The sequence below is a fragment of the Halobacteriovorax sp. JY17 genome (assembly GCF_002753895.1).
Lineage (GTDB): Bacteria > Bdellovibrionota > Bacteriovoracia > Bacteriovoracales > Bacteriovoracaceae > Halobacteriovorax.
In genome coordinates this window covers 130,230-148,900 of record NZ_NJER01000004.1, presented here as the reverse complement: position 1 = coordinate 148,900, position 18,671 = coordinate 130,230, and the positions used below count along the sequence as shown (strand labels likewise).

Here is an 18,671-nt window from a genome sequence, read left to right as displayed (position 1 = left end):
AATATAAAATGACATTAATTGTTCAATCATTTTAAAAAGAACATAATAAGATAATTTTTAAGTTCAGGAGGAACATATATGTTAAAGAATTTTCTAGCATTGGTACTACTCGTATCATTTGCACAAACAAGCTTTGCCCATTCTCATAAATTTCAAGAAACAGACAGAAGTATTTATCTATCTATAAAATTAGATAACTACACTAAAGGGATGAAGAAGCTTCAATCATTAGATCTAGATGTAACAGGTATTGATAAGAGAAATAGTATTGCCGATGTATTTGTTACAACAGAACAATTCAAAGTCTTGCAAGAGATGGACTTCAATATCATTCTAAATAAATCAAATAAAGCGATGAAAGCGGTCGATGAAGAGTACAAATCCCCAAGCGAAATTGAATCCATTTTAAAAGAATGGGAGAGATCTCACTCTGATATCGCAAAGGTATTTGTAATTGGACAGTCATCTGAGGGAAGAAATATTTACGCACTTAAAATTTCAGATAATGTTTCGACAAGAGAAACATCAGAATCAGCAGTCCTCTTCAACAGTATGCACCATGCAAGAGAAGTTATGTCTCCTGAAGTTGGTTTAGATATTATTGAAACACTTATCACAAAGTATGAGAGTGATTTAAAAATTAAAAGCTATGTCGACTCAAATGAGATCTGGATTGTCCCAATGCTAAACGTTGATGGAAACGCTAAAGTTTGGAGTGGATCAAGTATGTGGAGAAAGAATACAAACTATGGTCACGGTGTAGATATCAACAGAAACTACCCTCACCTATGGGGAACTTGTAACGGTTCAAGCGGTTGGACATGGTCTAGTACATATAGAGGACCAAGCGCAGGATCTGAACCTGAAGCACAAGCGCTTATGAATCTAGTCAAAGATATCAGACCTGTTTTTAATATTAGCTACCACGCATATAGTGAAATTATTATCTACCCAATGGGATGTAACGGTTCAAGAACTCAAACTAAAGAAGTTGTTGAAAGAATTGGAAAAGAAATTGGTAAGAGTATCGATTATGAAGCGGGAACAGCCTGGGAACTACTCTACTCTGTTGATGGATCTGATATCGACTGGATGTACAATGCTTACCAAGTTATTCCTTACGTCATTGAAGTCAATAGTAGATCAGAAGGTTTTCAACCTAGTTATTCAAAGTGGAGAGATAAGACTGTTGAAAGAAATAAAGCGGCATGGATGACTCTTTTAGATAAAATGACAGCAACTGGAGTTAAGGGGCGCTTAGATGAGACTTACCCTAATCCGGCAAACTATCAAATTGAAGTTAAAGATAGTAATGGGAAAATTTTCCAAAGCTATAAAGTTAACCCGGATGGCTCGTATCATATTGTTCTAAATGAAGGTAAGTACACATTTACTTTACTCAAAGGAAGAAACTCCATTTCAACTAAGAGTATGGAGCTAGGCTCGGCCCGTCTTCCACTTACATTTTAATAAACTACTCTCGGAGCGCATCTGTGCTCCGAGCACTCTTGTACAACTCAAATATTTTTACACAAATAGTTAAGCGTGCTATCTTTTTATGGAGGTAGTTATGATTAATTTAAAAGAAAACCAAAGTGCTTGGTACTTACTATTTATGTGCTGGGTTGTGGCCTTTGTCGCAACAGCAGGAAGCTTATTCTTTAGCCAAGTGATGGGATTTCCTCCTTGTGAACTTTGTTGGTATCAGAGAATCTTCATGTATCCTCTTGTAATCTTCTTTGTCGTCAGTCTAATTAATCTGGATGCAAGCGCATTTAAATACTCTCTTCCCCTTGCAATTCTGGGATGGCTTACGGCCCTCTATCACAATCTTCTCCACTACGGAATTGTTCCAGAAAGTGCGACTCCATGTAGGGAGGGCGTATCCTGCGCTGATATCTGGATAAACTGGCTAGGATTTATAACAATTCCTATGCTCTCTTTCATTGCATTTAGTTTAATACTTATTATTCTTACAATTTTCTATAGGAGATACCTTAAATGAATAAGCAGAAAGTAACAGTTCTTATTACTTCGGTAGTCGTTATCATTGGATTTATCGTTGCCACTTACTTATATAATAGTAATCAAGCGGCGAAAGATGAAATGGTTGCAAAAGAAAAAGAGAGCCTATTTATTAGAGCTCACTCTCCTCAGATGGGACCTTCGGATGCTCCAGTACAATTAGTTGAGTTCATGGACCCAGAGTGTGAAAGTTGTAGAATGTTCTTTCCGTTTGTAAAAAATCTTATGAAGAAATACGAAGGAAAGATTCAACTCACGATTCGCTACGTTCCTTTTCATGGGAACTCAAAATTTGCAATTGCAATTTTAGAGTCAGCTAAAAAACAAGGAAAGTATTGGGAGACATTAGAAATTCTTTTTAAGAATCAACCTGCATGGGGAAATCACCATAATCCAAGCCCAGAACTTATCTGGAATTATCTACCAATGGTTGGACTTGATGTTGATCAAGTAAAAAAAGACTACCAAGATCCGGCCTACGCAAAAATTATTGAACAAGATTTTGCCGATGCTAGAGAGCTTGGAGTAAGGGCCACACCAACATTCTTTATCAACGGAAAACCTTTAAGAGAATTTGGTTACCAGCAATTAGAGGATCAAATCAAAGAACACCTCTAGAATAAACAGTCTCTTAACGCATATCTCATAACAAAAGGTGCCACGCACCTTTTGTTATCTCTAGAAAAATTAGCTATTTAACGTTATTGTTGTCCAAATTTTAGTGATGAATGAAGGACAAGTAATATGATGAGTACTCAAGAGTTTCAAAACAAAATTTTAGAAGGAATTCCTAGTGAACTCCCTCCAAAGAAATCCTATGAAATAGACATTAATCACGCTCCTAAGAGAAAAGATATTCTAAATGCTGACGAGAAAAAGCTCGCTCTAAAAAATGCTCTTAGATACTTTGATAAGAAATTTCACGCCGAACTTATCTCTGAATTTAAAGAAGAACTTGATACTTACGGGCGAATCTATATGTATAGATTCAGACCAGATTATAAAATATTTGCACGCTCAATTGAAGATTACCCACATAAGTCGAAGCAAGCTGCGGCCATAATGCTTATGCTTTCCAATAACCTTGACTACGCAGTTGCTCAACATCCACACGAATTAATTACCTATGGTGGAAATGGAGCGGTCTTTCAAAACTGGGCGCAATATCTTCTAACGATGAAGTACCTTGCCACTATGACAGATGAACAGACACTTGCTCTCTATTCCGGTCACCCAGCAGGACTCTTCCCTTCACATAGTGGAGCCCCCAGAGTAATCGTAACTAATGGAATGATGATTCCTAATTACTCTAGACCTGATGACTGGGAAAAATTTAATGCTCTCGGAGTCACTCAATACGGACAGATGACTGCTGGATCATTTATGTATATTGGCCCGCAAGGAATCGTTCACGGAACTACAATCACAGTTTTAAATGCAGGAAGAAAAATAAGTAACGGTGAAACAAATCTTGCTGGAAAATTATTCGTTACTGCAGGGCTTGGCGGTATGAGTGGTGCTCAGCCAAAAGCTGCAGTTATTGCTGGATGTATTGGACTAGTTGCTGAAGTAAACGCGAAAGCAGTTCAAACGCGCTTTGAACAAGGATGGGTCGACGAAGTTTTTACTGACCTTGATAAACTTGCCCAAAGAGTGAAAGAAGCTAAAGAGAAAAAAGAAGTTGTCTCTATTGCCTACCAAGGAAATATCGTAAACCTATGGGAGAAATTAGAAGAAGAAAATATTCATGTTGAACTAGGTTCTGATCAGACTTCTCTTCACAATCCTTGGGCCGGTGGTTACTATCCTGCCGATATCAGCTTTGAAGAATCAAATGATTTAATGGCCAATCAGCCAGAAAAATTTAAAGAACTAGTTCAAGAAACTCTTAGAAGACACGTCAATGTCATCAATAAACTAGTCGCAAAAGGAATGTACTTCTTTGATTATGGAAATGCTTTTCTTCTTGAAGCCAGCAGGGCCGGCGCAGATATTTTAAATGAGAAGGGAGATTTCAAGTATCCAAGCTACGTTCAAGACATTATGGGACCAATGTGTTTTGATTACGGATTTGGACCATTCAGATGGGTATGTACGAGTTCCCTTCAAGAAGATCTAGATAAGACAGATCAAATTGCTTGTGAAGTTCTAAAGAAATTAATGCAAGAATCTCCCAAGGAAATTCAGCAGCAGATGCAAGATAATATAACGTGGATAGAAGGTGCAAGAGAAAATAAACTTGTTGTCGGATCAAAGGCAAGAATCCTCTACGCCGATAGTGATGGAAGAATAGAAATTGCTTTGGCCTTTAATAAAGCAATTAGAGAGGGAATTATAAAAGCACCTATTGTTCTAGGTCGCGATCATCACGATGTTTCGGGAACTGACTCTCCTTATAGAGAAACTTCTAATATTTATGATGGCTCAAGCTTTACTGCAGATATGGCAGTACAGAACTTCGTTGGCGATTCATTCAGAGGTGCCACTTGGGTTTCTCTACATAATGGCGGCGGTGTTGGATGGGGAGAAGTTGTTAATGGAGGTTTTGGAATGGTAATAGACGGTTCAGTTGAATGTGATCAAAGAATTAGATCTATGCTTTTCTGGGATGTGAATAATGGAATTAATAGAAGAAGTTGGGCCAGAAATGAAGGTGCAACTTTTGCAATAAAGAGGGCCATGGAAAAAGAACCTCTTCTAAAAGTAACATTGCCAAATCTAGTTGATGAAAACCTTTTTTAAATAAAAATTCCCGCTAAGAACAATCCTTATTCCTAGCGGGCTCTTTACACTTTTAACTCAACATACATGCTACAGAACTTAAGTGCTTCTTCTTTAGGGGGACAAATAAATCATTATCCTCAAGGGCAATTTGGTGGGTAGTCTCTTGCCCGTGATCAATGACGGTAATAGCATATTCGAATTTAGAACACGTTAGGACTTCTATCGAACCATAGTAGAAACTTAAACCTCCTAGATCAGTAACCCAAGGCGTTCCATAAGTTATCGCTTCGAAAATCCTCCTGATACTTATTCCACATTCACGCGCCTTCCTTAAGCAATTTTCTGTTAGAATAATGTCTTCGATTAAATGACTCATTTACAACACCTCTTGTTAGTCTTTCGTTAAACACATAATGACACATTCGTGAGCAAGACTGAGTAAAAAATATAGTTTCTACTCATATTGAGTATAAATGAGTACTTATGAGTCATTTTTACATTTTTCTACAGATTTAAATTTACAATTTTTTGCCTACTTTTTAAGTCACATATATAAATTTCAGTATGTTATAATATCAGCTGAGTAAAACTATCACTAAAATACTCAGGAGAATATATGAGTGAAATGAAAAGAGTTAATGTCCACATCCCTACAGAATACTATGAAAGTATTATGGAGCAAGGCCTAAAACTTAGCGGAGTCATCCGTGAAGCTCTCGAGGATCAACTCAATCCCAACACCATTACATTATCTGTATCAAAGAAGACTCATAAAACTTATATGGAATTATTTAGTGCTACAGATTGTAACGATAAAGACTTTGAACCATACTTAAGAGAAGCCTTGCAGAAATTTGTAACCGATATTATTTCAAAGAGAAGTGACACTCTTCAAAGTATTAAAGAAGAGTTAGAGAAATAGGAGTTCTCCATGTTTAAAATAATCTTATGCCTACTACTTTCATTATCAATTAGCGCAAAAGAGGTTGGAGAAATCCTTTTCGTAAAAGGTGTTGTTAAAATTAAACAAGATAAGAAACAAGTTCAAGCGACAAAAGGACAACGCTTCATCAATAAAAGCTTAATTGAAACTGGGCCTAGTGCCCTTGCGGTTATTTCCTTAACTGATGGATCAAAAATTAAGTTAAATGAATCAAGTAAAATTATTATCTCAGTAAGAAATAAGAAACCGACTCAGGTTGGAATCTTTAAAGGAAGCTCTTTTTTTAATGTACTAAAAAGTAAAGTCATGGAAAATGATAAATTCATTGTAAATACTAAGAATGCTTCCCTCGGTGTTCGTGGAACAGAGTTCTTTGTTAGTTATGGAAAAAAAGATTCTCTTGATGCTTGGATGTGCGTCAATGAAGGACAAGTCATAGTCACTCCAAAAGAAAGTAAGAGTTCAGTAAAAGTAAACGCCGGAGAAGGAGTTCAGATAAGAGATACAAAGAATGTAACATCGCCAAAGCCTCTTCCTTGGACAAAGAACCTTAACTGGAAGCTTGATTCAAAGAATGGAGACCTAGAAAACAAGGTTGATATAAGAGATGCTTACACGGACTTACTGGACCAAGAATATGATTAAGAAGTTCCTTCTACTCATTTTTCTAAGTTCGAGTATTTCAGCTTCAAATATTCCCTCTAACGAGAGTACTACAGGAACAGCTCTTACTCTTAGACACTTTCATACATTCTCTTCTATCTTCAAGTCTTTGACAGAAGTAAATATTGAAAAAGAAAATGAGCTTACAACAAAGAAGGAATTTCAGTTTGGCATTAGAGCTAGGATTCATAACAATATAAAACTATCCTCTTATTTTAAAAGAGCTTATGGCCAAAGACATTTGGATGACTGGACTGTAGAGAATTCTAATTGGCATTGGAAGGACTCAAGTGATCGCGGCGAAAATATTCTGGGGGTTGGAGTCAGCCTTAGAGAGTTATTTGATGTCAATATTCTAGAATTCAGAACAACTCTTGAAAGAAACTTTGAAAGTAGTCAAAGTACTTTAAAGCTTCGCCCCGGTATCACTCATATTTTTCTAAGAAAAGGATCTCCTTTTATAAATTTTTTTCTACAATATGAAGTCTACTTTCCAATTAACTTTCATGAAGAGACGGTCTATAAGAGCGGAATTTATACAGGTGCTCTCTATCACTGGAAGAAGAATATAAAACCAGGATTCTTTGTAAAAATAACAAGAACAAAGTGGACGAATTCACAGACTGCTATTTCAAGAAATGTACCTACATACCTATCGACAGATTCAAAAACAATATTTGGATTTAATATAAATTTATATTATTAAGTATAAGAAATAACTTCGTATTCACGAGTATTATCACCAGTTTCAACTTCAAAAGAGTCTCCATCGACGAGGTCTAGTACCTCGTTACCAATTGGAGAGAAGACAGAAATTACCAAGGCAACTTCTCCTCCAATATTAACCATAAATCCGCCTGCAGCTGGAGCAATGAAGTATTTTCTCACTGTATCGTTATGTTTAATTTCAACAAGAGAGCCAATTCCAACTGTAGGCTTCTTATTAAGAGCACTATCAGAAAGTTCTTCAATTACATTGATGTCCATTTCTAACTCATCAACGCGGACTTTCTGGGCCCCTGCTAAATAACCAGCCTCAATACTTCTGGTATCCCACTTACTTTCGGCCTTATTGTCTGCATCTTGAGTCGTATTCTTTGCAGTATTATATGCGGCCTTTGCCTTTTCAAGCTCAGTGTTTAGCTGAGCAAGTAAATCCTTAACTATCTCTTTCTTATCCATAATGAACTCTCTAAATCTTTCCAAAAATAACGGTCATCAAAACAACAATAACTGCACTTGCAACTAACATTGCATCTCTGGCCTGAACTAAGTCTTCTACACGATTTACAACTTCCATCTTTGAAGGAACTCGTTTCATTTCTCTAGTTAACATATCCCGAACACCTGAAGAGATTTTCTTCTTATATGGTGCCTCTTTGTAGAAAACGACTTTCAGTGCAAAAATAAACGTTAAAAAGAACCAGTAGAGATTCTTCCATTCATAGGGAGAGAATAAATATACTAAAAGTAAAGGAACTGTCGTTAAACTAACGAGAATTAAAAATAATCTGTATTGTAATCTAAAATAGAGTAGTAATTTATTCATAGTTCCTTATTTGGGTACGCATTCTTTGACCTATAAAACTCAGTGTACTATATTACGGCAAAACTCATCTAACTTCTAGGAATAACTATGAAACTCATCATTTCTGTCGCTCTAATATTAAGCTGTAATACTTACGCGAGCTGCTTTTCTAGCGCAGAGAGCTTCTTTCAAAGAAATGGGCAACCAAGTGATAGACCTTTAGATGTCTCTGGACCAGAATTTCTTCCAGCAGGAACAGCTTTCTATAGCGAAAGAGGTCATTACCTAGATAAGTTCTCAATAGATACAGAAGTTTTCTATAATAAGGGAAGTTTTCATTCCGGTTGGTTTAAAGAAGCCGTTATTCTAGATCCAACCACATGCCTAGCACTTGGTACTTATACTGTTGCTGCAGAATAGTGAGATATGTAGATATAAACTCCCCTTCAACTTGGACTAACTACCGAGAAGGTCTATGTGACAATTGTACCGCCAAGTGTTGTCAAATGTCTTGTGATGTCACTCTTGATGATCTAGTAAGACTTGAGCTTATTGATCAATTTGAGGCCGACGAAGAGAAACCAAAGAATATTGCAAAGAGATTAAAGAAAGAAGGATATATTGAGCATTTCAATATTCGAAACACTATCTTTACACTACAACGAATGGCGAATAGAGACTGCGTCTTCCTCGATAGTAAAACAAGAAAGTGCACTGTCTACGACAAGAGGCCTACTAGCTGCCAGACATATCCTGAACAATTTAGCTCTAGAAAAAACTTTTGCCCTTATGAGAGAAAGCGCTAAAAAACTTTTTCCCTAATTTTCCAGTAATGTTTTACTTTTCTTGCGATGACAAACTTTGGCATTCTAAAAAGTGGGGATATCATAACGACTTGCTCAGGAGAAATGATATCAAACTTCTTTCCTGAATTTCTAAGGTGAGGTCTAACAAAGTTATGAAAGAATGCTCCCTTTTGATCTTCTCTCGCAAGATAGAAATACTCACTCAATGACTCTCCATCATAGTCAAAGTAATTCACAGAAAGTCTTTCTCTTCCCCTCTTATCTTGATCGACTTCAAAATGCATTGAATCGCATCTTAGAACGTGAGCATCTTTTAATTGCATGGCCTCTCTAAGTTTTACATCAGGATCAATTAATACTTCTCTACAACCCGAGCAATCTCTAGCTGAAATATCATTTTCAAGTCCACAACTTTCACAAATTTTAAATCTAAAGAGAAAGCCACAAGGCTCAACTTCAAATGACAAGGGATCTTCAAAAGCTCCTTGGCACTTTCTTCCGTAATGCTCGATAACATGCCCTTCAGAATCAACCTTGCCCCAAAAAGTATTCTTATAACCACAATCTGGGCAATCAATACAAACAGCTTCACTATTGGATTCAGTTTTTTCATCACCTACCTCAGGTGAGAAAATATCATGCCCTTGCCCAGTATAGTCCAAGATGAGGCAATCATCTTTTCCCTCAAAAAGTCTAAGTCCTCTTCCAATAATTTGTTGGTAGAGGCTTACTGACTCTGTCGGTCTTAAAAGGGCAATGAGGTCAACATGTGGAGCATCGAATCCTGTCGTGAGAACAGAGACATTTACAAGAAATTTTAGTTTTTCTTTTTTAAAGTCATTAATAATTTGATCTCTTTCAATATCAGGCGTTTCACCAGTCACAAGCTCTGAAACTTCTCGAGGTAAATGCCCAAGGATTTCTCTTGCATGCCTTACTGAAGAAGTGAAGATCATCACTCCCCTTCTCTCTTTCGCTTGTTCAATAATGTGGCCAATTATTCCAGGCGTAACTCTCTTTTGGTCAGAAAGAAGATCTTCAATATCCCCTATGGAAAATGCTCCTCCTCTATTTGCCACTAGACTAGAGAAGTCATAGCAGGCGACAGGAGAATCAATCACGATTGGTGGGGTTAAATATTTATTTTTAATCATGTAGCTTAGAGGTAACTCAAAGATACATTTCTTAAAGAAGCGATCTTCTTCTGATTTTACAGAACCTTTATAATGATAATTGTAAATCCATCCAAGTCCCATTCGATAAGGAGTGGCAGTTAGTCCAAGAATACAAATTTCTGGATTATTTTCTCTTAAGAGATTTATCACATGGTGATACTGCGTTTCTCCTTCAAGAGAAACTCTATGACACTCATCAATCACTAAGAGAGAAAAGTCTTTAAAGAATTCTTTATCGGCCCTAGCAACAGATTGAATTGAACCAAAAATAACTTTATCATCACTGTCTTTACGATTAAGTCCTGCTGAAAAAATTCCTGCATTTAACTCATAACTTTCAAATTTGTCATGATTTTGCTCTACTAACTCTTTGACATGGGCTAAGCATAGAACTCTACCACGAGCAACTCTTGCAAGCTCTGCAATAACAAGACTCTTACCTGCCCCTGTTGGCAGAACAATAACAGCAGAATCTCTTCTCTCTTTAAAGTGAGTGATAGTCGATGCTACAGCATCTTGTTGATAGGGTCTTAATTTATACATGTATTAATTCTACTTGAATTTACTTCACTTTGGAAAGAGGAAGCCTCTGAATGATATGAAAGCCGTACTCGGACTCAATAGGTCTACTGACTTCGTTCATTTCAAGATGATAGAGCGCTCTCTCCACTTCGGGAACGACTTGCCCAGAAACAACTAGTCCTAGGTCTCCACCTTTAGAAGCACTATTGCATTCTGAAATTTCTCTCGCTAATTCAGAGAAATCTTCGCCTGCTTCAATTTTCTCTAGAACGTATTCAGCATCATCCATATCTTCAACTAGAATATGTCTCGCTCTATAGCGTGGAAGTGACTTATGCAATATCGCCATCCTTTAAAAGAGGCAGAGAGACTTTAAAAGTTGCTCCCCCTTCAACGTTAGCATAAATATTTATTTTACCACCGTGATTGTCTACAATATTTTTCACGAGTTTAAGTCCAAGCCCAGTACCTCTCTCGCCTTCAGTTCCAACCTCAGATGAGTCATTCAAACCACTCTTTATTTTTTCAGCTAATTCCTCGCCAAGACCAGGACCTTGATCGATAACTTCAATATGATAGAAGTCATCACAGGCTGAACCTCGAATATGAATTTCAGAGTTGAACGGATTATATTTTATTGCATTAGATAAAATATTTCTAAAACAAGTGGTCATCATTCTAGGTTCATGAAAGTAAGGATAGGGAGAAAGCTCTCTTTTAATTCTTATTTTTTTTTGATTCGCGACTTCAAGAATAAAGTCTACCGCATCTCCCATTGTCTTGGTAATACAGCGAACTTCCCTCGAGTTTCGACCTTCTTTTAAATCAGAGATCGCCCAATTTACAATATCACTCAATAAGTTATCAAGTTTTGAGACTGATTTTATGATCATATTCTGAGACTTTGTCACTTCAGAAAATTCTCCATCTTTCAAGCTGAGGAGACTTAACTCTGCTCTGGACTGAATGAGGGCCAAAGGACTTCTTATGTCGTGACCAATCGTTGCCAAGAGTTTATCTTTTGTTTCATTGAGGGAGTCCAGTTCTTTCTTTGACATATACTCAGTTCTCGCCCACTTCTCATGTTTTATTTTAAAAAAGCAGAGGAGTATTTCGATAGCAACTAACATGAAAGTCATATAGTGATGAACTTCTTTTCCATAAGTTAAAACTGGATCTTGCAGGAAAGCAAAAGTGATCAATAAGGCCAATGCACACACATTCGTTGACATGATTCTTCCGGGGAGAATCATATAGAATCCAATCAGCATCATCATTATTCCAGGCAAGAGAGTTAAGCTTGTTCCTCTCGTCCAGTATGTAAGTAGCACAATGACTATAGTTGAAAGATACTTCATTGAGTCCAGCCAAATCTCAAGAAATTTGGGTCTTCTCTGCTTTTTTCCATTCTGCAAAATAAAAACAAGAGAGATCATTAAAAGAAAAACTCTAAATAGAAGAAGCTCTTTAGCACTCCCAATATAGAAAACTCGTTGAAAGTCTCCAAACAGGCCCGCTCCTAAGAAAAAGAAGCAACAAAGAAAGTATGTAAGAAAAGTGTAGTTCTTATTCTCTAACCACTTGTCGTTTAGGAAAGAATCTTCAAGCTCAGGGGAAGTAAGAGTCCCCCAAAAATTAAATAAGTATTTCATTTTAACTCATAGATATAAATTTAAACCATCATAACAAATTTCTATTTTATTTAAAATCGACAAGAGTAATTCAGCCTAACTTTTAATGAAATATTGTAGAAGTCTTAAAGAAAGAGCTTTTTCTGTCTCTTTGCAGCATTCTCCTTAATCTTGCCTATCCTCCTACCTTTATAGTGTGTACTTGAGTATAAAATTAATAAAAGGTCCTCTTTTTTTCTACTTCGATCATAATTACAATACTTTAACATATGAGCTCAACACCGAAGAAGTGGATTAAAATTGGTAAGTTCGTGATTTTTCTAGTAGAACACTAAGGTAATTACAAGGAAAGTCTAATACATGAAAACAACTAAAGAATTTACTGAATACAATCTTCAACCAGAATTAATCACAGCCCTTCACGCTCACGGCTTTAAAGAAGCCAGCGAAATCCAAGACCTTACCATTACTCCAATACTAGAAAAGAAAGATATCTTTGCACTAGCTGAAACTGGTAGTGGAAAAACGGGAGCCTTCGCTATTCCTATGATGGAAATACTTCTCGAAGAGAAGGCCCTAGATAATCCAAGTCAACAAATCGTTATATTAAGTCCAACAAGAGAGCTTGCTCAACAAACAAATAAATTCTTTGAACTAGTTGGAAAAGAACTAGGAATCAAGTCGGCCTGTATAATTGGTGGCGAAAGAATTGAAAAGCAAATCGAAGAGTTAAAAGACGGTGTACACGTTCTTGTTGCGACGCCAGGAAGACTAAACGATCTTACAAAGCAAAAGCAAATTGACCTAGGAAATTGCCTCGCTGTTGTCTTTGATGAAGCTGATAGATTATTTGATATGGGATTTAAAAAAGATATTGAATTTGTTTTAAATGGAATTCCAAAATCAAGACAGCTTATCATGGTTTCTGCTACGACAAATATGGATGTACTGAATACCGCTTTCAAATTTGGGTCACAACCACTAGAAATTAAATTAAATGAAGAATCAATGCTGGTGGATAATATTGATCACAAGATTGCAATGATTGATAAGAACGAAAAAATGCCTCTTCTTGTTAAACAACTTCGTACCCATGAAGATGCCTACGCCATTGTCTTCTGTAATACTCAATTTCAAACTCACTTAGTTGCTGAGTGGCTAAAGAAAATGAATTTTAAGGCGAAACCTATTTCAGGACGTATGCCACAAAACAAAAGAACTCGCCTAATGGAAGACTTCAGATCTAAGGAAACTACTATTCTTGTATGTACAGATGTTGCAGCAAGAGGTTTAGATATTAAAGATGTGAACTTAGTTATTAACTTTGACCTTCCAAACGAAGCTGCTAGCTACGTCCATAGAATTGGACGTACAGGAAGAGCAGGAAAGAATGGGCAAGCAATTAGCTTCTGCTCTTTTGAAGACTGTGAAAACCTAGACCCTATTTCAGAATTTATCGGGGATAGTATTCCTAAGATGGACTTAGAAGATACTGACTTCGCAACAGATATTTGTGCAAAACCTTACCTAGATGCAAAAACTCTTCAGGTAGTTGAGAAACCTAGCAGGGATAATAAGAAACCATTAAAGAATAAAAAAGAGACTATGAAAACAACATCATCAGCAAAAGAAGCAAAACCAAGAACAAGTACAATTCCTTTCATTGGAAAGGTATTTAAAAATGACAGAAGATTCTTTATTCACACTGCTAATTCAGAGAAAGACTCAATTAAAGCAGCTCTTAAATACTTTGGAATTAAAGATGACCACCTTCTAAATACGGAAGTAAAAGAACTTGGAAGAAAAATGTTCTTTCTATTTGGTCCAAGAAAGACTGTTTACAAGCATTCACTAAAGCCTATTTTCAAGAAAGTACTTACACCATTTCTAATTGGTATACTAAGAAAAGCTCAACTCGATCTATTTGTAAAAACGTCTTTCAAAGATAACCATCTAAAAGTTACTTTTACTGGTAATGACTTAGGTCTTCTACTTAGAAATAAAGCGGAGCTACTTGTTTCATTTGAAACAATCGTTAAGCAATTCTTACTTAGAAAAATTCATATGAAAAATGAAGTAAAGCTAACACTTAGATGTTTCAATGAAGATAACTATAGAGACAACTCAAAAGATCATAATAACGAAAAGCAGATCCTTACTCATGTTGATGAAATGAAGAAGAAGGTTTTAGAGACAAAGAAGGCGATTCTTTTAAAGTCGATGAATCCAGCTGAGAGAAGAATCGTACATCAATATATTGGTGAAGATCCAAAATTTAAATCAAATTCAATTGGTGAAGGAAGATTTAAGAAAGTAGAATTGAGCTTAAATTAAGATATATTAAGGCCACCTTTAGGTGGCCTTTTTTTTAGCCTTTTACAGTAAAGCCTTTCTCTTCGAGATAAGGTCTAAGCTTCTCTCTTTGATCTCCTTGAATTTCAAAAGTATCATCTTTATAACTCCCCCCTGTTGCGCAAAGGTTTTTAAGCTCCTTCATCAGTCGCTTAAAATACGGTGGATTGTTTGGAAATTCATAGAAGACAGTTACTGCTTTTCCCCCTCTCCCCTTCTTTTCAATTCTCATTTTCAGAGTTGTCGTTGTTGGCTCAATTTCAGGTAACTTTTCTTTCTTCTTATTCTTTACTTTATCGAGTTGATTCTTCCCAGACCCATCACTGACATAAACAAGTTCATAATCATCGTTATTATTCATTGCAGACTCCAAAGAGTTTAAATTAGGTTAATTGACAGTAATTTTACAATAGAATGATAGGGTTCTTCACTATTTTTTGCTATAAATTAAGAGAAGGAGAAATTATGTTCCCAGTGCTAGTTCTACTATTCACAGTCATTCCTGCAATTGAAATCTATTTACTATTTTCAATTGGAGCTCAAATCGGAGGCTTAAATACCCTCGCCGTAGTGATCCTAACAGGTATCGTCGGAGCAAGCTTGGCAAAATCCCAAGGTTTAGCAATTCTGGCCAGTATTCAAAATGATTTAAACAAAGGTGCTCTCCCAACAAATCAACTTACTCATGGATTACTCGTCTTTGGAGGAGGTCTTCTTCTTTTAACTCCAGGTTTTCTCACAGATATAATGGGACTAAGCATGGTATTTCCAGGAACAAGACATCTATTAGTAGTCTTTCTAAAAGAATATTTCGAGAGAGCGATAAAAAGTGGAAATATAAAGTTTGCCAGCTTTGGAACATCAGGGGGCGGTTTCAACTACTCCTCTAATGGAACAAGACCAGGACCAGAATCTTTTACACAGACGGTCAATAAAGAAGTAGAGCCTGGAGTTTTTGAAGCTGAGTTCAAAGAAAAATAGGGCCACTCTGCGTCTGGTTTCAAAGTGCTTTTAACATCCTCTTACATTCATTCCAAAACGACACCGAAAAGTTAATTTTTCAATCTAATCTTTCGACCAAAATTGGCACACCAATTGCTTTAAAGAATTTATCGTTAAAAGTACTAAGGAATAGTATGAGTTAACCAGAAATGGTTCTCTATTATTGCGACCATGCCTAAGAGGGAGAGAGAAGAAATGAAGAAAATTTTATGTCTATTGGCCACTACTGCAACACTATCTACGCCACAAGCTCTTGCAGTTACTCAGAATTTAAAAATAGATTTATCAGCAGAACACTCAAAGGGAGAACAAGTTTATCATCTAAAGAGAATGCTTAATGGAAAGTTTGGTCGAGGTATATTAGAAGGATTCAAATTAGATAAAGTTATTCTTTCGGCAAAATCTAAGCAAGGTAATGCCGACGCAAACTTGGCGATTGGCTTTTCAGAAACTTATCCAGAAAAGGTTCCAGGAAGTCCTGAATCATTTGAAAGCAGCATTAGCGGGTTTCATAATATTACTTTAAACGCTCCCCTTCGTGCTCAACAAGTTGATGCCCCTTGGAAACTACTCCTTAAAGGAAATGTAAAAGTTGACTCAATAAAAGCCATTACAAAGTTAGAGCCCTCATACGCTTACTCCAATGTAGATGCTCTTTCGTTTAAAATGGTCGATAGTTTTAAGGTTGATAAAATCGTAGGAGATAGCAAGAAAATTCATGTAGGAAGTGACTTTAAGGCCATCCAATTAACATCTAAAGGTAGTGTGAGTATTACTAAAGTAAAAGTTAAATTTTCAGACGGGCAAGTTATCCTCCTTGAGGAATTAGAAGGAAAAGTAAAAGGTCCAGCATCATTTAAATTTAATAAAGAATTAGCAAAGCAAGTTGAGTTCATCCAAGTCTCTGCTGTATCAACTAATCTCTTCGGAAGTAGAGGGGAATTACAAATATCAGTAGCGGACAAGAAGGGGGCTCAAACGCAACCAACAAGACCAACACGTCCTACTAGACCAACTCGTCCAACAAGACCAGCAAGGTAGGTAAAGAAAGTAAGATAAGACACCCATGGCTTCCAAATGAAAAAGAGATCCTCAAAGGATCTCTTTTTTCTATTTTAAAAACTCTTTCATTACTTTGATCATATCTTTAGGTTTCTCACTTAGAATAGAATGAGAAGCTCCTTTGATAACTTTTAAATTTGCATCTTTAATCTTTGATACATACTTACTTGCTGTAATAGGCGTCGCTTCATCGTATTGCCCACAAATGAATAGTGTAGGAACTTTTATCTTAGATAGGTCTTTAACTCGATTATATGTCTTGAGAGTTCCTGTCGCCATAAATTCACTTGGCCCCCACATATACTCATAGACTTTCTCTCCATGAAGATTGATATTTTTCTTCTTAGAATTTTCTAATAATTTCTTCTTATCCCTAAACACGTGACGTGAGTAATATTCAATTATCGCTTCTTTATAGACTTTAGAATCTGTTGCTCCAATCTCATGGCAATAATTAATTATCTTCCTATACTTTGCAGGTAATTTACCAATTAGAATATTTGCATCTTCTTGCCAGTCTCTAGCGCTAAACATTGGAGATTGAAAAATCAAACCTTTGACCTTCTTTCCTTTACGTAAGTAATACTCAAGGGCAAGTGTTGTTCCCCAAGAACCACCCATCAAGTAAAATTCATCTAGTTTCCAATGTTTTACAAGTAGATCTAACTCCTCAACAAAGGTTTCTATCTTCCAAAGCTTTGAAGGTATTTCACTACTTCTTCCTCCCCCAATTTGATCATAAAGAAAAACTTGTCTGTCCGTTGCAAGTTCAAAAAGAGGAGTCATTTTCTTAGACATTCCGCCTGGACCACCATGTAGACAAACAATTGGCGTCTCTCCCTTCTTCCCTTTTTTCTCATAGTAAGTTAAACCAAATTTATGCTTTAATTTTGCCATGTTACATTCCTTAATTTGTTATAAGTCACTAGTATAACCTATTTGCACTCCTATAAAAATAGACTAATATAAGAATTCAGTGAGGAAAATTATGATTACTTTTAAAGATATCCAAAAGGCCCAGGAGCTAATTGGAAACCAGATTATTAAAACTCCATGTACCTATTCTACGACACTTAGTGAACATACTAATTGCAATGTTTTTCTCAAATTAGAAAATCTTCAATTCACCGGAGCTTATAAAGTAAGGGGTGCTCTTAATCGTCTTATGAACCTAACTGAAGATGAGAAAGCAAAGGGAGTGATCGCTTCCTCCGCAGGTAATCATGCGCAAGGTGTTGCCCTCGCCGCAAAGAAGCTAGGTATAAAAGCAACTATTGTCATGCCAGAGACAACACCACTATCAAAAATTCAAGGAACAAAGAAATTTGGAGCAAATGTTATTCTCCATGGAAACTTCTATGATGAGGCTTACCAGAAAGCTCAAGAAATTCAGGCGAAGAAAGGTTATATCTTCATCCATCCTTTTAATGATGATGACATCATTGCAGGACAAGGAACGATTGGCCTTGAAGTCTTTGACGCTCTTCCTGATCTAGATATCGTTGTAGTCCCAATTGGCGGAGGTGGTTTAATCTCCGGAATTTCAATTGCTCTAAAAACCCTCAATCCCAAAATACGTATTGTAGGTGTTGAAGCAGAACAAATGGCCGCGATGAAAGCTTCAGTTGAAGCAAAGAAAATTGTAGAAGTTCCTAAAGCGAAAACTATCGCTGATGGAATTGCCGTGACAACAGTAAAAGAAAATACTTTTGAAATCGTCTCAAAGTACGTAGACGAAATAGTAACAGTAACTGAACCAGAGATGGCGCAATCTATAATGATGCTTCTAGAGGTTGAAAAAATCTTAGTCGAAGGCGCTGGCTCCGCAGCTTTTGCAGCACTTTCCCATGGAAAGATTTCTAATATTGATGGAAAGAAAGTTGGAGTTATTATTTCTGGTGGAAATATTGATGTAAATTTTCTATCTAGAGTTATTGAAAGAGGACTCTCGGAAGATGGAAGACTAACGACTTTGAAAATTATGGTTCCCGACACCCCTGGAATTATTTCAGAAATTTCAAAAATTGTCTCAGACCATGGTGCTAATATTGTAGACATTCATCACAACCGAACATTTTCAAATACCCACCTAGGTCAAACCGCTGTCCATATTACTCTTGAAACCAAGGGGCATAAGCATATTAAAGAAATCATCTCGTCTATAAAGAAAACAGGACTGAATGTCCTAAAAAACTGATCTAAGCGGCTGTTTTAATAGGGTCATGTATAGATAATATA

The 18,671-nt window shown here is 36.4% G+C and carries 21 protein-coding genes; 13 read left to right on the top strand and 8 right to left on the bottom strand.

Going from position 1 to position 18,671, the window contains the following annotated elements; genetic code table 11:
• Positions 1-78 precede the first annotated feature (78 nt).
• The 4 genes from CES88_RS16070 (at position 79) to CES88_RS16055 (ending at position 4,767) form a co-directional block, all read left to right on the top strand.
• The gene (locus tag CES88_RS16070) at positions 79-1,470 is read left to right on the top strand and encodes a M14 family metallopeptidase (RefSeq protein WP_290736805.1); all 1,392 of its coding nucleotides are present in this window, start codon (positions 79-81) and stop codon (positions 1,468-1,470) included.
• A gap of 100 nt (positions 1,471-1,570) precedes the next feature.
• On the top strand, positions 1,571-2,005 hold the full coding sequence (locus tag CES88_RS16065) for a disulfide oxidoreductase (RefSeq protein WP_290736803.1): 435 nt from the start codon (positions 1,571-1,573) through the stop codon (positions 2,003-2,005).
• A complete protein-coding gene (locus tag CES88_RS16060; RefSeq protein WP_290736801.1) occupies positions 2,002-2,643 on the top strand; it encodes a DsbA family protein in 642 nt (213 codons plus the stop codon). Before CES88_RS16065 ends, CES88_RS16060 begins: the two co-directional genes overlap by 4 nt.
• Before the next feature lie 129 nt (positions 2,644-2,772).
• Positions 2,773-4,767 carry a urocanate hydratase gene (locus CES88_RS16055; RefSeq protein WP_365993363.1) on the top strand — a complete coding sequence of 665 codons (1,995 nt, stop codon included), beginning with the start codon at positions 2,773-2,775 and terminating at the stop codon, positions 4,765-4,767.
• A gap of 52 nt (positions 4,768-4,819) precedes the next feature.
• On the opposite strand, the gene CES88_RS16050 is transcribed toward CES88_RS16055, so the two are convergent.
• Positions 4,820-5,125 carry a hypothetical protein gene (locus CES88_RS16050; RefSeq protein ID WP_290736797.1) on the bottom strand — a complete coding sequence of 102 codons (306 nt, stop codon included), beginning with the start codon at positions 5,123-5,125 and terminating at the stop codon, positions 4,820-4,822.
• A 240-nt stretch (positions 5,126-5,365) separates the two neighbouring features.
• Between CES88_RS16050 and CES88_RS16045 the strand changes: the two genes are divergently transcribed.
• The 3 genes from CES88_RS16045 to CES88_RS16035 are packed head-to-tail and all read left to right on the top strand — an operon-like array spanning position 5,366 to position 7,061.
• Positions 5,366-5,671, top strand: coding sequence for a hypothetical protein (locus CES88_RS16045; protein ID WP_290736795.1), 306 nt, complete (start codon positions 5,366-5,368; stop codon positions 5,669-5,671).
• 9 nt (positions 5,672-5,680) lie between these two features.
• Positions 5,681-6,337, top strand: coding sequence for a FecR family protein (locus CES88_RS16040; RefSeq protein ID WP_290736793.1), 657 nt, complete (start codon positions 5,681-5,683; stop codon positions 6,335-6,337).
• The gene (locus CES88_RS16035) at positions 6,330-7,061 is read left to right on the top strand and encodes a hypothetical protein (RefSeq protein WP_290736791.1); all 732 of its coding nucleotides are present in this window, start codon (positions 6,330-6,332) and stop codon (positions 7,059-7,061) included. Before CES88_RS16040 ends, CES88_RS16035 begins: the two co-directional genes overlap by 8 nt.
• On the opposite strand, the gene CES88_RS16030 is transcribed toward CES88_RS16035, so the two are convergent.
• Positions 7,058-7,537, bottom strand: coding sequence for a GreA/GreB family elongation factor (locus CES88_RS16030; protein ID WP_290736789.1), 480 nt, complete (start codon positions 7,535-7,537; stop codon positions 7,058-7,060). The genes CES88_RS16035 and CES88_RS16030 overlap by 4 nt on opposite strands.
• Positions 7,538-7,547: 10 nt before the next feature.
• Positions 7,548-7,904, bottom strand: coding sequence for a hypothetical protein (locus CES88_RS16025; RefSeq protein WP_290736787.1), 357 nt, complete (start codon positions 7,902-7,904; stop codon positions 7,548-7,550).
• 87 nt (positions 7,905-7,991) lie between these two features.
• Between CES88_RS16025 and CES88_RS16020 the strand changes: the two genes are divergently transcribed.
• Together CES88_RS16020 and CES88_RS16015 are read left to right on the top strand one after the other, a co-directional pair.
• A complete protein-coding gene (locus CES88_RS16020) occupies positions 7,992-8,303 on the top strand; it encodes a hypothetical protein (RefSeq protein WP_290736785.1) in 312 nt (103 codons plus the stop codon).
• Positions 8,303-8,689 (top strand): YkgJ family cysteine cluster protein, encoded by a 387-nt coding sequence (locus tag CES88_RS16015; protein ID WP_290736783.1) that lies wholly within the window; start codon positions 8,303-8,305, stop codon positions 8,687-8,689. The genes CES88_RS16020 and CES88_RS16015 overlap by 1 nt, the downstream gene beginning before the upstream one ends.
• On the opposite strand, the gene CES88_RS16010 is transcribed toward CES88_RS16015, so the two are convergent.
• Genes CES88_RS16010 through CES88_RS16000 form a run of 3 tightly spaced genes read right to left on the bottom strand, consistent with a single transcriptional unit; the run spans position 8,686 to position 12,038 of the window.
• The gene (locus CES88_RS16010; protein ID WP_290736781.1) at positions 8,686-10,407 is read right to left on the bottom strand and encodes a DEAD/DEAH box helicase; all 1,722 of its coding nucleotides are present in this window, start codon (positions 10,405-10,407) and stop codon (positions 8,686-8,688) included. The two genes, CES88_RS16015 and CES88_RS16010, sit on opposite strands and share 4 nt — an antisense overlap.
• 19 nt (positions 10,408-10,426) lie before the next feature.
• Positions 10,427-10,726, bottom strand: a complete 300-nt coding sequence (locus tag CES88_RS16005) for a peptidylprolyl isomerase (RefSeq protein WP_290736779.1) — start codon at positions 10,724-10,726, stop codon at positions 10,427-10,429.
• Entirely contained in the window at positions 10,719-12,038 is a 1,320-nt protein-coding gene (locus CES88_RS16000; protein ID WP_290736776.1) for a HAMP domain-containing sensor histidine kinase, read from the bottom strand. The genes CES88_RS16005 and CES88_RS16000 overlap by 8 nt, the downstream gene beginning before the upstream one ends.
• Positions 12,039-12,377: 339 nt before the next feature.
• Between CES88_RS16000 and CES88_RS15995 the strand changes: the two genes are divergently transcribed.
• Positions 12,378-14,351, top strand: a complete 1,974-nt coding sequence (locus CES88_RS15995) for a DEAD/DEAH box helicase (protein WP_290736773.1) — start codon at positions 12,378-12,380, stop codon at positions 14,349-14,351.
• A 34-nt stretch (positions 14,352-14,385) separates the two neighbouring features.
• Here the strand turns inward: CES88_RS15995 and CES88_RS15990 are convergent, their stop codons facing one another.
• Positions 14,386-14,730 carry a translation initiation factor gene (locus CES88_RS15990; RefSeq protein ID WP_290736769.1) on the bottom strand — a complete coding sequence of 115 codons (345 nt, stop codon included), beginning with the start codon at positions 14,728-14,730 and terminating at the stop codon, positions 14,386-14,388.
• Between the two features lie 104 nt (positions 14,731-14,834).
• Between CES88_RS15990 and CES88_RS15985 the strand changes: the two genes are divergently transcribed.
• Both CES88_RS15985 and CES88_RS15980 read left to right on the top strand, forming a co-directional pair.
• A complete protein-coding gene (locus CES88_RS15985) occupies positions 14,835-15,350 on the top strand; it encodes an FxsA family protein (protein ID WP_290736766.1) in 516 nt (171 codons plus the stop codon).
• 216 nt (positions 15,351-15,566) lie between these two features.
• The gene (locus tag CES88_RS15980) at positions 15,567-16,412 is read left to right on the top strand and encodes a hypothetical protein (protein ID WP_290736764.1); all 846 of its coding nucleotides are present in this window, start codon (positions 15,567-15,569) and stop codon (positions 16,410-16,412) included.
• A gap of 69 nt (positions 16,413-16,481) precedes the next feature.
• Here the strand turns inward: CES88_RS15980 and CES88_RS15975 are convergent, their stop codons facing one another.
• A complete protein-coding gene (locus CES88_RS15975) occupies positions 16,482-17,330 on the bottom strand; it encodes a proline iminopeptidase-family hydrolase (protein ID WP_290736761.1) in 849 nt (282 codons plus the stop codon).
• 91 nt (positions 17,331-17,421) lie between these two features.
• On the opposite strand from CES88_RS15975, the gene ilvA reads away from it, so the two are divergent.
• A complete protein-coding gene (ilvA, locus tag CES88_RS15970; protein WP_290736758.1) occupies positions 17,422-18,630 on the top strand; it encodes a threonine ammonia-lyase in 1,209 nt (402 codons plus the stop codon).
• Positions 18,631-18,671 lie beyond the last annotated feature (41 nt).